The sequence below is a fragment of the Lentzea jiangxiensis genome (assembly GCF_900104175.1).
GTDB lineage: Bacteria > Actinomycetota > Actinomycetes > Mycobacteriales > Pseudonocardiaceae > Lentzea > Lentzea jiangxiensis.
On the sequence record NZ_FNIX01000004.1, the window covers coordinates 413160 to 426478 of the forward strand.

The window sequence follows — 13319 nt, forward strand, 5'->3', positions numbered from 1 at the left end:
AAGGCATGAGCTGCCCCGTTTCTCCGAAGCTGGATTTCGGCGGCACCACGCCGTACGAGGACTACGTGCACGCGTCGGTGCTGCACACCCTTCAACAGCAGTGGTCCAAAGATCCGCGTGAGATGTCGTTCCTGGTCATCACGCAGGTGATGGAGCTGTACTTCGGCCTGCTCTGCTTCGAGTGGCGGCAGGCCCAGGCCGAGCTGCGCGCCGACGACCTGCGCGCCGCCGTCCGCACGCTCCGCCGGTCCGACCTGCACCTGCAGGCGCTGTCGGCGGCGTGGCGGCCGATCGCGCGCATGACGCCGACCGAGTTCAACTCCTTCCGCGACGCGCTCGGCGAGGGCTCGGGTTTCCAGAGCGGCATGTACCGCGAGATGGAGTTCCTGCTCGGCGAGAAGTCGCGGTCGATGCTCGTGCCGCACCGGGCCGTGCCGGCGATGCACGACCAGCTGGAGAAGTCGCTCGGAGAGCCCTCGCTCTACGACGACGTGCTGGCCGCGTTGCGGCGCAAGGGTTTCGCCATCCCGCAGGCCGTGCTGGACCGCGACCTCACCCAGGCCTACGAGCCGTCGCCCGACGTCGAGCAGGTGTGGGCGGCGATCTACCGCGGCCACGACCGCGACCTGCTCGAGCTCGGCGAGGCGCTGACCGACATCGCCGAGGAGTTCGCGCGCTGGCGCTACGACCACCTGCTCGCGACCCGCCGCTCGATGGGCTCGAAGGTCGGCACGGGTGGCTCCGCCGGTGTCGCATGGCTGGAGAAGCGCACCCAGCGCGCGGTGTTCCCCGAGTTGTGGACCGCCAGGAGCCACGTGTGAGGCGCGAGCTGTTCGACATCCCCGAAGGTGTCATCTACCTCGACGGCAACTCCCTCGGCGCGCTGCCGAAGCACGTCGCCGGGCGCATGCGGGAGGTCGTGGAGCACCAGTGGGGCCGGCGGCTGATCCGGTCGTGGTCCGAGGGCTGGTGGGAGACGCCGCAACGGGTCGGCGACCGCGTCGGGCGGCTGGTCGGGGCGGCACGGGGCCAGGTCGTCGTCGGCGACTCCACGTCGGTCAACGTCTTCAAGGCGCTGATGGGCGCGGTCAGGGGCACCGACCGCACCGAGATCGTGTGCGACGAGTCGACGTTCCCGACCGACGGCTACATCGCGCAGTCCGTCGCCTCCCTGAGCGGCATGAAGATCCGCGCCGCGCATCCGTCCTCTTTGGACCTCACCGGGGACACCGCGGTGGTGCTGCTCAACCAGGTCGACTACCGGACCGGCGAGCTGCACGACATGAAGGCGCTCACCGAGCAGGTCCACGGTGCCGGCGCGCAGGTGGTCTGGGACCTCTGCCACAGCGCGGGTGTGCTGCCGATCGAGCTGGACGCCCTCGGGGTCGACTACGCGATCGGCTGCACGTACAAGTTCCTCAACGGCGGGCCGGGCGCGCCGGCGTTCATCTACGTGCCGAAGCACAAGCAGGCGAGCTTCGAGAACCCGTTGTCGGGCTGGAACGGGCACCGCGAGCCGTTCGGCATGAAGTCCTCCTACGAACCGGATCCCGGCATCGCGCGCGCACGCGTCGGCACGCCGGACATCCTGTCGATGCTGGCCCTCGACGCCGCCCTGGACGTGTGGGACGACGTCGACCTCGCCGAACTGCGGCAGCGCGGTCTCGCGCTGACCGCGTTGTTCCGCGAGCACGTCGAGAAGCTCACGACCCTCGAAGTGATCACCCCGGAGAACCGCGGCAACCAGATCTCGGTGCGCTGCCGGGACGCCAGGGCGGTGATGGACGAGCTGGTCGCACGGGGTGTCATCGGCGACCACCGGCCGCCGGACGTCCTGCGGTTCGGGTTCGCCCCGCTCTACGTGACCGACGAGGACGCGGTCAGGGCCGCCGAGGTGCTGGCGGAAGTCACCCGGTGAGTGCGGCGTCCGCGATGCTCTTGGCCTCGCGGGCGCCCGCCTCCAGCGACGAGCAGACGAACAGGATCCACTGAACCAGGCCCTCCGGCGTCCCCGACGCGAACGCCACGGAAGCGGCCTCGTACTCGGCCGGCCGGCGCAGGCACGCCACCTCCGGCACGCCGAGCCCCTTGGGGTCGAGGCCGGTCGAGATCGACGTCATCCGCGCCGCGGCACGGGCCACCACGCCGTTGGCGACGTCGAACGGCGCCAGGCCTAGCAGTTCGCCGTGCACCACGGCGACGACGACGGGCGACGGCACGGACGTCCCGCCGGTGACGAGGGAGCCGAGCAGGTCGAGCCGCTGCGACACGTGTTCGGAGACGCGCGGCCGTCCGACGTCGGAGCTCAGGTCTGCGGCGGCGAGGACGTGCAGCCGCGCGAGAGCTTGCAAGGGCGCGCGCTGCCAGACGGCCACGAGGCCGCCCAGGGCCTCGGCGACCCGCAGCGAGCCGGCCAGCACGGGGTCGGAGACCTCACCGGACTCGGGGATCTCGGTCGGGCCGCCCTCCAGCGCCGCCGACGCGCGGGCGGCGCGGACGGACGCCTCCGCCGCGGTCGTGGCCCAGCCGCGCAGGTTCACCCGATGGCGGTGCACCTGGAAGACGGCGTCCTTGGCGGCGTTCGCGGCGTCTGCCACACCGGGCAAGGAAAGCAGCGGGGCGAGAGGATCGGTCACGGTCGCGCAGAGTACCTGACCAGGTGAAACGCGTGACCCAGCTCACTGAGTGGACCGTTGAGCGCGCAACTTCGTCCGTTCAACGCGCTACACGTGCCCGGACCAGACGAAACGGGTTACACAGTGACAGCCGTGTAACCGACTCCCCAGATTGGTCTGAACCTTTTTGGGGAGGAACCTGTTGGAAGTGAGCTGGCTCGCACTACGGTCAGTACCCGCATCCCCAACCGGTCTGGACTTTCCAGGAGGTCTCGCACCATGACGCAGTCGCCAGGCCAGGGCAACGCCCTGGACAACCTGCTCACGGAGAGCAGGACGTTCCCGCCTTCCGACGAGTTCGCGGCACAGGCGAACGCACAGCCCGCGCTGTACGAGGAGGCGAAGGCCGACCGCGAGGCGTTCTGGGCGAAGCAGGCGGAACGGCTGCACTGGGAGACCAGGTGGGACCAGGTGCTCGACTGGTCGGGCGCGCCGTTCGCGAAGTGGTTCGTCGGCGGCAGGCTCAACGTCGCCTACAACTGCGTCGACCGGCACGTCGAGTCCGGCCACGGCGAGCAGGTCGCGATCCACTGGGAGGGCGAGCCCGGCGACTCCCGCGCCATCACCTACGCCGAGCTGCAGCGCGAGGTCTCCAAGGCCGCGAACGCGTTGACGTCGCTGGGGATCGGCGCCGAGGACCGCGTCGCGATCTACATGCCGATGGTGCCCGAGGCGATCTTCGCGATGCTGGCCTGCGCCCGCGTCGGCGCGATGCACAGCGTCGTGTTCGGCGGCTTCTCCGCCGAGGCGCTGCGCACCCGCATCCAGGACTCCGAGTGCCGGCTCGTGATCACGACCGACGGCCAGTACCGCCGCGGCAACCCGGCTCCGCTCAAGCCCGCCGTGGACGAGGCCGTCGCCGGCGCGCCGTCGGTGGAGAAGGTCATCGTCGTGAAGCGCACCGACACCGAGGTCGCGTGGACCGACAAGGACGTGTGGTGGCACGAGCTGGTGGACTCGCAGTCCGACCAGCACACCCCCGAGGCGTTCGACTCGGAGCACCCGCTCTTCATCCTCTACACCTCGGGCACCACGGGGAAGCCCAAGGGCATCCTGCACACGTCCGGCGGCTACCTCACGCAGGCGTCGTACACGCACAACTACGTGTTCGACCTCAAGCCGGACACCGACGTGTACTGGTGCACCGCGGACATCGGCTGGGTCACCGGCCACAGCTACATCGTCTACGGCCCGCTGTCGAACCGCGTGACGCAGGTCGTCTACGAGGGCACGCCGAACACCCCGCACGAGGGCCGCCACTGGGAGATCGTGCAGAAGTACGGCGTCTCGATCTACTACACGGCGCCGACGCTGATCCGCACCTTCATGAAGTGGGGCGCGGACATCCCGGCCAAGTACGACCTGAGCAGCCTGCGCGTCCTGGGTTCGGTCGGCGAGCCGATCAACCCCGAGGCGTGGATCTGGTACCGCGAGAACGTCGGCGGCGGCAAGGCCCCGATCGTCGACACGTGGTGGCAGACCGAGACCGGCGCGATCATGATCTCGCCGCTGCCCGGCGTGATCTCGACCAAGCCCGGTTCGGCGCAGCGCCCGCTGCCTGGCATCAGCGCGATGGTGGTCAACGACGAGGGCGTCGAGGTGCCGCATGGAGGCGGCGGCTACCTTGTGCTGAACGAGCCGTGGCCCTCGATGCTGCGCGGCATCTGGGGCGACGACGAGCGCTACCGCGAGACGTACTGGTCGCGGTTCAGCGAGGATCGCAACTACTTTGCCGGTGACGGCGCGAAGTACGACGGCGACGGCGACATCTGGCTGCTCGGCCGCGTCGACGACGTGATGAACGTGTCCGGTCACCGCATCTCGACCACCGAGGTCGAGTCGGCGCTCGTGTCGCACCCGACCGTGGCCGAGGCCGCCGTCGTCGGCGCGTCCGACGAGACGACCGGCCAGGGCATCGTCGCGTTCGTGATCCTGCGCGGTGGCGCGGGTGCGGACGCCGGTGGCGCCGACGCGATCAAGGCGCTGCGCGACCACGTGGCGAAGGAGATCGGCCCGATCGCGAAGCCGCGGCAGATCATGGTCGTGCCGGAGCTGCCGAAGACGCGCTCGGGCAAGATCATGCGCCGCCTGCTGCGCGACGTGGCGGAGAACCGCGCCGTCGGCGACGTGACGACGCTGGCGGACTCGTCGGTCATGAACCTGATCTCGGCGGGCCTGCAGTCGGGCAAGTCCGAGGACTGATCCTCCGCTCGAAACGTGACGGGCGTCCTCTGAGGAGGGCGCCCGTTCGCGTTAAGGTTGCACCAGGGTGAGCCGGGAAGTCTGGTCGGCACGAGGATTTGTCGTGCCCGCTGACTGCCCAGGGAGACCCGTGCCGCCCAAGATCGCCGACTTCGCCCGCTACCTCCGCACCGAGACCGTCGGGGGCATGGTGCTGCTCGGCGCCACCGCCGTCGCGTTGATCTGGGCCAACTCGCCCCTCGCCCCCGCGTACTTCACGCTGCGCGATCTCCACCTCGGACCGCTGAGCGTCGGCGACTGGGCCAAGGACGGGCTGCTCGCGATCTTCTTCTTCGTCGCCGGTCTGGAGCTCAAGCGCGAGCTCGTCGTCGGGGAGCTGTCGAACTTCAAGGCGGCCGTCCTGCCGATCGTCGCCGCGATCGGCGGGATGATCGTGCCCGCGCTGGTCGCGCTCGGGATCGGCTGGGGACAGCCCGGGATCGAGAAGGCGTGGGCGATCCCCGTCGCGACGGACATCGCGTTCGCGCTCGGCGTGCTGGCCCTCACGGCGTCCGGGTTGCCGTCGAGCCTGCGGGTCTTCCTGCTGTCGCTGGCCGTCGTGGACGACCTGGGGGCGATCATCGTGATCGCGGTCCTGTTCACGGCGAAGTTCAACCTGCTCGCCGCCGGGGCGGTCGTGCTGCTGCTGGCGCTGTACTGGTTCCTGCAGCACAAGCGGATCACCAGTCCGTGGCTCTACGTGCCGATCGCGCTCGGCACCTGGTGGTTCATGCACGAGTCGGGCATCCACGCCACGATCGCGGGTGTCGCGCTCGCCCTGCTGACGCGGGTGAGGCGCGACCCGTACGAGGCCGAGGCGCCGGCGGTCCGGCTGGAGCACCGGCTGCAGCCGTTCTCGGCCGGGGTGGCCGTGCCGGTGTTCGCGCTGTTCGCGGCGGGTGTGCCGGTGGGCGCGGAGGCGCTCGGGAAGCTCTTCTCGGACAAGATCGCGATCGGGGTGATGGCGGGGCTGGTCATCGGCAAGGTGATCGGCATCGTGGGCGCCTCGGCGCTCGCGGTGTGGCTCAAGGCCGCCGTCTGGCCGTCCGGCGCGGGACCGCGCGACATCGTGGCGGTGGCGACGCTGGGCGGCGTCGGGTTCACCGTCAGCCTGCTGATCGCGGACCTCTCGCTCGACCAGCCGGAGACCGCGAAGGCCGCCGTCCTGCTCGCTTCGATGATCGCGTCGCTGCTCGCCTCGGTGTTGCTCATTCGCCGCAGCCGGGCGCATGGCACGATGTCCGGGTGACCACCAGGGAGCACATCGCGTCGATTCCGCTGACCGCAGACGACCCGACTGCCGAGGCATCGATCGGCGGTCTCGTTCGTGATGCGACCGCCCACGTGTCGACTCTGGTCAGAGCAGAGGTCGAACTCGCCAAGGGCGAGATCACCAAGGAGATCAAGAAGGGCGTCAAGGGCAGCGTCTTCTTCATCGTCGCGCTGACCGTGCTGTGCTTCAGCCTGTTCTTCCTGTTCATGGCCCTCGGCTTCGGTTTCGCGGAGTGGTTCGGCTGGGGCTACTGGGCGGGCTTCGGACTGGTCTTCGCGGTGATGCTGCTGACCGCCGGCGCCTGCGCCTTCCTCGGCTACCGCAAGGTGAAGAAGATCAGGGCGCCGGAGAGGTCGATCGCGGCCGCGAAGGACACCGTCGCGGCACTGACGCACCGCGACTCCCAGAGCAGGGGCGCCGTCAACTGAGCCGCAAACCCGACCCGTCCGTCGTGCGGGTCGCGGGTCCGTGGACGCACCGCGACGTCTCGGCCAACGGCATCCGCCTGCACGTCGCCGAACTCGGCGAGGGACCTCTCGTGCTGCTGCTGCACGGGTTCCCCGAGTTCTGGTGGTCGTGGCGGCACCAGCTGACCGCGCTGGCCGAGGCCGGGTACCGCGCGGTCGCCGTCGACCTGCGCGGCTACGGCGACTCGGACAAACCACCCCGCGGCTACGACGGCTTCACGCTCGCCGGTGACGTCGCGGGTCTGGTCAAGGCGCTCGGCGCCCAACGCGCGCACCTGGTGGGCCACGCGTGGGGCGGCTCCATCGCCTGGACGGTGGGCGCCCTGCACCCGCGCGTCGTCTCGTCGGTCTCCGTGCTGTCCGCGCCGCACCCGCTGGTGACGCGCCGGGCGTTCCGCACGCACCCCCGCGTGAACTCCCACGTGCTGCGCTTCCAGCTCCCGATCCACCCCGAGCGCTGGCTGACCCGCGAGAACGCCCTGCAGGTCGCCAAGCTGCTCTCGGCGTGGTCCGGTCCGAAGTGGCGGTCGGCGCCCGAGTTCGACGAGGTCATCCGCCGCTGCCGGCAGGCGATGACGGTGCCGGGCGTCGCCCACAGCGCGCTCGAGTACTACCGCTGGGCGGTGCGCTCGCAGCTGCGCAGCGACGGCCGCCGGTTCGCCGAGGCCGTCGACAAGCCGGTGCAGGTGCCCGTGCTGCAGCTCCACGGCGCCCTGGACCCGGTCGTCCTCGAGTCCTCGGCGCGCGACTCGCTGCCGTGGCTCGGTCCCGAGTCGGAGTTCCGCTACCTGCCCGAGGTGGGGCACTTCCCGAACCAGGAGGCGCCCCACACCACGAGCAGGCTGATCACCGAGTTCCTGCGGAAGCTGACCTGAACGCGGCCTCCAGGGCGGCGGCCGGGTCGTCCGGCAGGTCGATCGACCGCCACGCGACGTAGCCGTCCGGCCTGACCAGCGAAGCGCCCTTCGCGGACAGCCCGAACGCGTCCAGCTGCTCGACGCGTTCGCACCGGACGCCGAGCGGTGCGGCGGCCTCCTCCCACTGCGGGTGGTCGGCGACGAGCACCCAGCCGCGCCCGAAGAGGTCCACAGTGGACCTTCCCGGCTCCGTCCACACGTGCGGGGCGCGCGTGCCGGGCTGGCCGTTCCACTGCTCGGGGAGCTGAGCGGGCGGCAGCTCGGGACCCGCACCGAGCACGGCCGCCGACCGGTAGAGGACGCCGAAGTGCATGGCGTTGTTGTCGTACAACGGCGCCTCGTCCGGCTCGCCGTCGCGGTTGTGGCCGTCGTTGCGCGCGAAGATCTGCTGGTGGCAGAGGAGGGCGACCGGCCGCCGCTCGGCGTCGTAGGTGTCCAACAGGGACGGTCGTGACCCGCCGTCCAGCACGGCGGCGAGCTTCCAGGCGAGGTTGTGCGCGTCCTCGATGCCGACGTTCGCCCCGAACCCGCCGCGGCTCGGCGGCAGCGTGTGCGCGGCGTCGCCCGCCAGGAAGACCCTGCCGTCGGAGAACCGGTCCGCCACCGACGCGCTGATCGTCCACCGGCCGGTCGTGACGATCTCGACGTCCAGGTCGTCGCGGCCGATGGCCTGGAAGATCTTCCGCCGCAGCTCGGGCTCGTCGTACTCGCCGTCGTCGAGCATCAGGACCCAGCGCCCGTCGCCGTAGGTGGTCAGGAACCCGACGTCATCGATGACGAACTGGCCGATCCCGTCCTGCAAGTACTCCTCGAGCGGCGCGCGGAACAGCACGCTGCGGGAGGTGTGCAGGTACCCGCGGCCGGTGCGGGTGATGCCGAGCTGTTCGCGGACCGGGCTGCGGTGGCCGTCCGCCGCGACGAGGTAGTCGGCGCGGATCTCGTACGGTGCGCCGTCGCCCTGGACGACCGCCGTGACACCGTCGTCGTCCTGGGCGAACTCCAGCATCCGCGTGCTCATCCGGATGTCCGCGCCGAGCTCGCGGGCCTTGTCGCGCAGGATCGGCTCCATCCGGTCCTGCGCCACGCCGATGCCCGCGACCGGTGAGTGCTCGACGTCGGACAGCTCGGCCGGTGGCGTCCAGAACGTCTCCTCGTACTTCTTCCCGACGAGGCTCTCCGCCCTGACCCGCCGGACGCCGAAACCCTTCGCCATCCGGCTCTCCGGCAGCTCGTCCTCCAGCCCGACCCCGCGCAGCAGCTCACCCACCCTGGCGTTGAACCCGACCGCGCGCGGGTGCGCCGAGCTGCCCGGATGCTTCTCCACCAGCGTCACGGGCACGCCGTGCCACGCCAGGAACAGCGCGGCCGACGTTCCCGCGAGGCCTCCCCCGACGACCAACACCGAAGTCCTCATGACATCCCCCTCAATACGCCGTATCGATCGATACACTGTATCGCTATAAGACGGTGTATTGTCCAGCGCGATGTCGAACGAGACCGTGTGGGACCGCCCCGAGCCGCCCGCCAAGCCGTCGCCGACCCCGCTGAGCAGGGAGCTGGTCGTGGGCGCCGCGATCAGGCTCGCCGACGCGGGCGGGCTCGACGAGGTGTCCTTCCGCAAGGTCGCCGCCGCCCTCGGCGCGGGCCCGATGCGCCTGTACGGGTACGTGGAGACCAAGGACGAGCTGCTCGACCTCATGGTCGACGAGGTCTACGGCGAGATCACGCCGCCGTCGCCCTCAGCCGGCTGGCGCGAGGGACTCCGGCACGTCGCGCACGGCGTCCGGGCCGCGGCGAAGCGGCACGAGTGGTTCGTCGACCTGGTCGGCAACCGCCCGCACCAGGGCCCGAACGCGCTCACGCACCTGGAGACGACGCTCGCCACCGTCCGGTTCGAGGACATCGACCAGGTGCTCGACGTGGTCGGCGCGGTGATGGCCTACGTGTTCGGGGCCGTCCGCGGCGAGATCACCGAGCTCCGCGCGGAGCGGTCGAGCGGCATGACCGAGGAGCAGTGGCAACGGGCGTCCGGCCCCTACATGCAGCGCGTGCTCGCCACCGGCCGGTTCCCGACGCTCGCCAGGGTGGTGCACGAGTCGAGCGACCGCGACGCCGCGGAGAGGTTCGAGACGGGCCTCGGCTACGTCCTGGACGGCGTCGCGGCCCGCCACTCGCCCTAGGAGGCGCAGCCCTGGGTCGAGGCGCGGCGGGTGAGCGTCGGCGCCTTCTGCACCGTCTGCTGCACCTGCTGGGCTGTGAGCACGAAGCCGGTCTCCGGGTCGTCGACGGCCGCGCCGAACACCACGCCCATCACCCGGCCGTTCGGGTCGACCAGCGGGCCGCCCGAGTTGCCGGAGCGGACCTCCGCGCGCACCGTGTAGACGTCCCGCGTGACCGTCTGGGCGTCGTAGATGTCCGGGCCGCGCAGCAGCGGGATGCGCTCCCGCACGCGGGCCGGCGAGGCCTTGTACGGGCCGTCGAGCGGGTAGCCGAGCACGATGCCGTCCTCGCCCGGCTGCACCTCGTCCGAGCGGAACTGCAGCGGCGTGGCCTCCAGGTCCGGCACCGCGAGCACGGCGATGTCGGTCTTCGGGTCGTACGCCACGACCGTCGCGTCGAACTGGCCGCGGCCGACCTCGACCGTCACCTCGTTCGTGCCGGCGACGACGTGGGCGTTCGTCATGACCCGCTCCGGGGCGATCACGAAGCCGGTGCCCTCCAGCGCGCGCGAGCACGACGGGGCGCGCCCGCGGACCTTGAGCACCGAGGACTTCAGCCGGCCGGCGACCGGGGAGTTCGCGAGCTGGCCGTCCGGCGGCTCGACCGCCTTGAGCGGCGTCCGGTTGAACGGGTCCATCGCCTGCGGGAAGCCCGAGACGTCGAAGAGCTTCTGCAGATCGCCCGACAGCACGCGGGCGGCGGGCGGCATGGCCTGGTCGACCTTGCCGAGGATCACCGACTGCTTGAGCGACGAGGTGAGGTCCGGCAGGCCGACGACCGAGGTGAGCGGCAGCGCGATCATCCACGCCACCACGAACACGACCAAGCCCTGCACGATCGCGCCCAGGGCGTTGTCCGCGCCGCGCAGCGGCGACGCGTTGACCCGCGCCTTGATAGTCCGTCCGATGTAGACGCCGATCGTCTCGCCGAGCGCCACGAGCAGCACGACGATGCCGACCGCGAACACGACCTTGGTGACGACGTTCTCGAACTGGGACACCAGCAGCGGCGCGATCTGCGTGCCGAGGATCAGGCCGACGAGCACACCGACGAACGCGGGCAGCGCGACGACCATGCCCTGCCTGGCCCCGGACACCGCGGCTATCGCGGCGAGGCCCAGCACGAGCAGGTCAACCCAGTTCACCCCAGAACCTCCGCCTCACTGTGTAGCGCGCAACGCTAGTTCAAGGTCGCGCACATCCGTCGCATCCCACGGCTGTTCCCAGCCGCCGAGTGCGATCAGGCCGTTGATCAACCCCGCGGTGAAGCCCCACACCAGCATGCCCGGCGCGGAGAAGGCCGCTCCGACGTAGCCCGCGGGGTGGCGCACCCGGAACCTGTTGGCAGGGTCGGCGAGGTGCGACACGGGCACCCGCGCGACGGCGGCGGTCTCCGCCGGGTCGACGGGTGCGACGGGGCTCGGCTGTTCCCAGTAGGCGAGCACGGGCGTGACCACGAACCCGGACACCGGCACGTGCAGCTCCGGCAGCAGGGTGAGTGGTCTCACTCCTGACGCAAGTACACCGGTCTCCTCGTAAGCCTCGCGTAATGCGGTGGCGACCGGCCCGTCGTCGGTGTCGTCCATCGCCCCGCCCGGGAACGCGACCTGGCCGGGGTGCGAACCCAACGTGTCCGACCGGCGCAGCAGCAAGACGTCCGGCCCGTGCTCCTCGGACTCGCCGAACAGCATGAGCACGGCCGCCTTGCGGTAGGCCCTCGTCGGAGTGCGCGGGTCCCGCATGAACGTTCGCCCGTCGATCTCCTCGGTGGCCTTGGCCAGGCGCTGCATCCAGTCGGGTGGCTCTACCGCCTCCGTCATCGAACCGCCTTCTCCACCTGGTCCGGAGCGGTGAAGGTCGGCGGATCGGTGATCAGCCGGACCTGACCGTCCGCTGTTACGTAATACGTGGCGGGGAGCGAGTTCGGCGCCTTCACCCGCTTGCGGAGTTCGTCGGCGCCGTCGTGGACGGACGGCAGCCGCACCCCGAGCCGGGTGAGCAACTCCAGGCCGTCCGCTTCCCTGCTCTCCACGAGAACTGGGACGACCGGCACGGCGCCCGGTTGCTTCGCGTACGCGTCCAGCACCGGCAGCTCCTCCTGGCACGGCTGGCACCAGGTCGCCCAGAAGTTGATCAGGAGCGGGCCTTTCAGCGCGAGGGCCGTCCGGGTGCCGTCACCGAGGCACGTGACGTCCACGCCGCCCCCTGAGCCCGGCACGCACGGCCTGAGCTGGGCCTGCGCGCGCAGGGCGGACACGTCCTGCGTCGGGCGGGACGGCGTGGGCGGCGGCCCCGGCTCGTCGTCACGGGGCCAGAGGGCCACGACACCCGCCAGGCCGAGGACGAGCACCACGACGAGCCAGCGCGTGCGGTTGTTCACCCCACCAGCTTCTCACCAGCCCTGACCCGCTCCGCCAGCTCGATCAGGTGTGGCTTCTCATCGCCCTTGACGAGCTTCGCCGCCTTGTCCGGGTCCTCGGGGCCGAGGCCGTACGACGGGCAGTCCTTCATCAGCAGGCAGGCACCGCAAGCAGGGGTTTTGGCGTGGCAGACGCGCCGGCCGTGGAACACGATCCAGTGCGAGGCCATGGTCCAGTCGCGCTTCTCGACCAGCTCGCCGACGGCGTGCTCGACCTTGACGGCGTCCTCCAGGTCGGTCCAGCCCCAGCGGCGCACGAGGCGGCCGAAGTGGGTGTCGACTGTGAGCCCGGGCACATCGAAGGCGTTGCCGAGAACCACGTTGGCCGTCTTGCGTCCTACACCGGGGAGCTTGACCAGCTCCTCCATCGTGCCCGGCACCACACCGTCGTGCTGCTCCACGAGAGCGGCACCGAGACCCAGCAGAGACGTCGCCTTGTTCCGGAAGAAACCGGTGGGGCGGAGCATCTCTTCGAGTTCCGCCCGGTCGGCGCCGGCGTAGTCGGCGGCCGTCGGGTACTTCGCGAAGAGGGCGGGAGTGACCTCGTTGACCTTCTTGTCGGTGCACTGCGCGGAGAGGATCACCGCCACGACGAGCTCGAGCGGCGTGGTGAAGTCCAGCTCGCAGTGCGCGTCGGGGTATCCCTCGGCCAGCACGCGGACCATCCGGCGGGCCCTTCGGGTCAGGCCGAGCTTGGTTTCCGTTTTCTTGGTTGCGGGCACTGATCCAGAGTAGTCAACACGCCGGAACAGACCCCTAGATCCGTACTCGAATCCCTCATGCGCCAGACTGCGGAGCATCATGACTGCCTGGTTTGTGATCGTCGTCCCCATCGTGATCATGTTCTTCGCGCTCTTCATGGAGCGCGTCGAAGCGAAGCTCCGGCACGTCGCCGTGCAGGAGAACGAGGTCGAGGAGTTCCTGGAGTCGGCGCGACCCGATGAGGTCAAGGCGCTCTACGGACACGGCATCGGTCGCGCGCTGGAACTGTTCCGCCTCCGTCGTCGTGGTCGTGGCGTGCGCCAGAAGCGCGTCCGCTGACGGCCCCGCTCTGACGCACACCCGAATGGCGTAGACTGGTTCGTTGGGCTCTGGATCGAGTCAGTCT

Annotated in this window: 14 protein-coding genes; 8 read left to right on the forward strand and 6 right to left on the reverse strand. The window is 70.4% G+C overall.

What is annotated here, in order from left to right:
• Positions 1-5 precede the first annotated feature (5 nt).
• Both BLQ91_RS15965 and kynU read left to right on the forward strand, forming a co-directional pair.
• Entirely contained in the window at positions 6-821 is an 816-nt protein-coding gene (locus BLQ91_RS15965) for a tryptophan 2,3-dioxygenase (RefSeq protein WP_090097600.1), read from the forward strand.
• Positions 818-1918 (forward strand): kynureninase, encoded by a 1101-nt coding sequence (kynU, locus tag BLQ91_RS15970; protein ID WP_245733458.1) that lies wholly within the window; start codon positions 818-820, stop codon positions 1916-1918. The genes BLQ91_RS15965 and kynU overlap by 4 nt, the downstream gene beginning before the upstream one ends.
• On the opposite strand, the gene BLQ91_RS15975 is transcribed toward kynU, so the two are convergent.
• Positions 1908-2636 (reverse strand): oxidoreductase, encoded by a 729-nt coding sequence (locus BLQ91_RS15975; RefSeq protein WP_090097602.1) that lies wholly within the window; start codon positions 2634-2636, stop codon positions 1908-1910. The genes kynU and BLQ91_RS15975 overlap by 11 nt on opposite strands.
• 258 nt (positions 2637-2894) lie before the next feature.
• On the opposite strand from BLQ91_RS15975, the gene acs reads away from it, so the two are divergent.
• The 4 genes from acs to BLQ91_RS15995 all read left to right on the forward strand — a co-directional run bounded on the left by acs (position 2895) and on the right by BLQ91_RS15995 (position 7531).
• A complete protein-coding gene (acs, locus tag BLQ91_RS15980; RefSeq protein ID WP_090097603.1) occupies positions 2895-4877 on the forward strand; it encodes an acetate--CoA ligase in 1983 nt (660 codons plus the stop codon).
• A 130-nt stretch (positions 4878-5007) separates the two neighbouring features.
• Positions 5008-6165, forward strand: a complete 1158-nt coding sequence (gene nhaA, locus BLQ91_RS15985) for a Na+/H+ antiporter NhaA (protein WP_281199486.1) — start codon at positions 5008-5010, stop codon at positions 6163-6165.
• Positions 6162-6617 (forward strand): phage holin family protein, encoded by a 456-nt coding sequence (locus tag BLQ91_RS15990; protein ID WP_090097604.1) that lies wholly within the window; start codon positions 6162-6164, stop codon positions 6615-6617. The genes nhaA and BLQ91_RS15990 overlap by 4 nt, the downstream gene beginning before the upstream one ends.
• Positions 6614-7531 carry an alpha/beta fold hydrolase gene (locus BLQ91_RS15995; RefSeq protein WP_090097778.1) on the forward strand — a complete coding sequence of 306 codons (918 nt, stop codon included), beginning with the start codon at positions 6614-6616 and terminating at the stop codon, positions 7529-7531. Before BLQ91_RS15990 ends, BLQ91_RS15995 begins: the two co-directional genes overlap by 4 nt.
• Here the strand turns inward: BLQ91_RS15995 and BLQ91_RS16000 are convergent.
• Positions 7503-8987: an FAD-dependent monooxygenase gene (locus BLQ91_RS16000; RefSeq protein ID WP_090097605.1), complete on the reverse strand. Its 1485-nt coding sequence runs from the start codon at positions 8985-8987 to the stop codon at positions 7503-7505. The two genes, BLQ91_RS15995 and BLQ91_RS16000, sit on opposite strands and share 29 nt — an antisense overlap.
• Before the next feature lie 70 nt (positions 8988-9057).
• Here BLQ91_RS16000 and BLQ91_RS16005 point away from each other — a divergent pair, with 70 nt between their 5' ends.
• Positions 9058-9753, forward strand: a complete 696-nt coding sequence (locus BLQ91_RS16005; protein ID WP_090097606.1) for a TetR/AcrR family transcriptional regulator — start codon at positions 9058-9060, stop codon at positions 9751-9753.
• Here the strand turns inward: BLQ91_RS16005 and BLQ91_RS16010 are convergent.
• From BLQ91_RS16010 to nth, 4 genes are read right to left on the reverse strand one after another with little or no spacing between them, the layout of a single operon-like run.
• On the reverse strand, positions 9750-10937 hold the full coding sequence (locus BLQ91_RS16010; RefSeq protein WP_090097607.1) for a MarP family serine protease: 1188 nt from the start codon (positions 10935-10937) through the stop codon (positions 9750-9752). The two genes, BLQ91_RS16005 and BLQ91_RS16010, sit on opposite strands and share 4 nt — an antisense overlap.
• 15 nt (positions 10938-10952) lie before the next feature.
• On the reverse strand, positions 10953-11612 hold the full coding sequence (locus BLQ91_RS16015) for an NUDIX hydrolase (protein ID WP_090097608.1): 660 nt from the start codon (positions 11610-11612) through the stop codon (positions 10953-10955).
• Positions 11609-12172, reverse strand: a complete 564-nt coding sequence (locus BLQ91_RS16020) for a TlpA family protein disulfide reductase (protein WP_090097609.1) — start codon at positions 12170-12172, stop codon at positions 11609-11611. The genes BLQ91_RS16015 and BLQ91_RS16020 overlap by 4 nt, the downstream gene beginning before the upstream one ends.
• Positions 12169-12876 (reverse strand): endonuclease III, encoded by a 708-nt coding sequence (gene nth / locus BLQ91_RS16025; RefSeq protein WP_245733512.1) that lies wholly within the window; start codon positions 12874-12876, stop codon positions 12169-12171. Before nth ends, BLQ91_RS16020 begins: the two co-directional genes overlap by 4 nt.
• Positions 12877-13012: 136 nt before the next feature.
• On the opposite strand from nth, the gene BLQ91_RS16030 reads away from it, so the two are divergent.
• Positions 13013-13252 carry a hypothetical protein gene (locus tag BLQ91_RS16030; RefSeq protein ID WP_090097610.1) on the forward strand — a complete coding sequence of 80 codons (240 nt, stop codon included), beginning with the start codon at positions 13013-13015 and terminating at the stop codon, positions 13250-13252.
• Positions 13253-13319 lie beyond the last annotated feature (67 nt).

Excerpts from the sequence above, each read along its gene's own strand:
- nth (WP_245733512.1), bottom strand. The coding sequence starts at position 12,876 with ATGGTCCGCGTGCTGGCCGAGGGATACCCCGACGCGCACTGCGAGCTG.
- BLQ91_RS16030 (WP_090097610.1), top strand. The coding sequence starts at position 13,013 with ATGACTGCCTGGTTTGTGATCGTCGTCCCCATCGTGATCATGTTCTTC.
- BLQ91_RS16015 (WP_090097608.1), bottom strand. The coding sequence starts at position 11,612 with ATGACGGAGGCGGTAGAGCCACCCGACTGGATGCAGCGCCTGGCCAAG.
- BLQ91_RS16005 (WP_090097606.1), top strand. The coding sequence starts at position 9,058 with ATGTCGAACGAGACCGTGTGGGACCGCCCCGAGCCGCCCGCCAAGCCG.
- acs (WP_090097603.1), top strand. The coding sequence starts at position 2,895 with ATGACGCAGTCGCCAGGCCAGGGCAACGCCCTGGACAACCTGCTCACG.
- BLQ91_RS15965 (WP_090097600.1), top strand. The coding sequence starts at position 6 with ATGAGCTGCCCCGTTTCTCCGAAGCTGGATTTCGGCGGCACCACGCCG.
- BLQ91_RS16000 (WP_090097605.1), bottom strand. The coding sequence starts at position 8,987 with ATGAGGACTTCGGTGTTGGTCGTCGGGGGAGGCCTCGCGGGAACGTCG.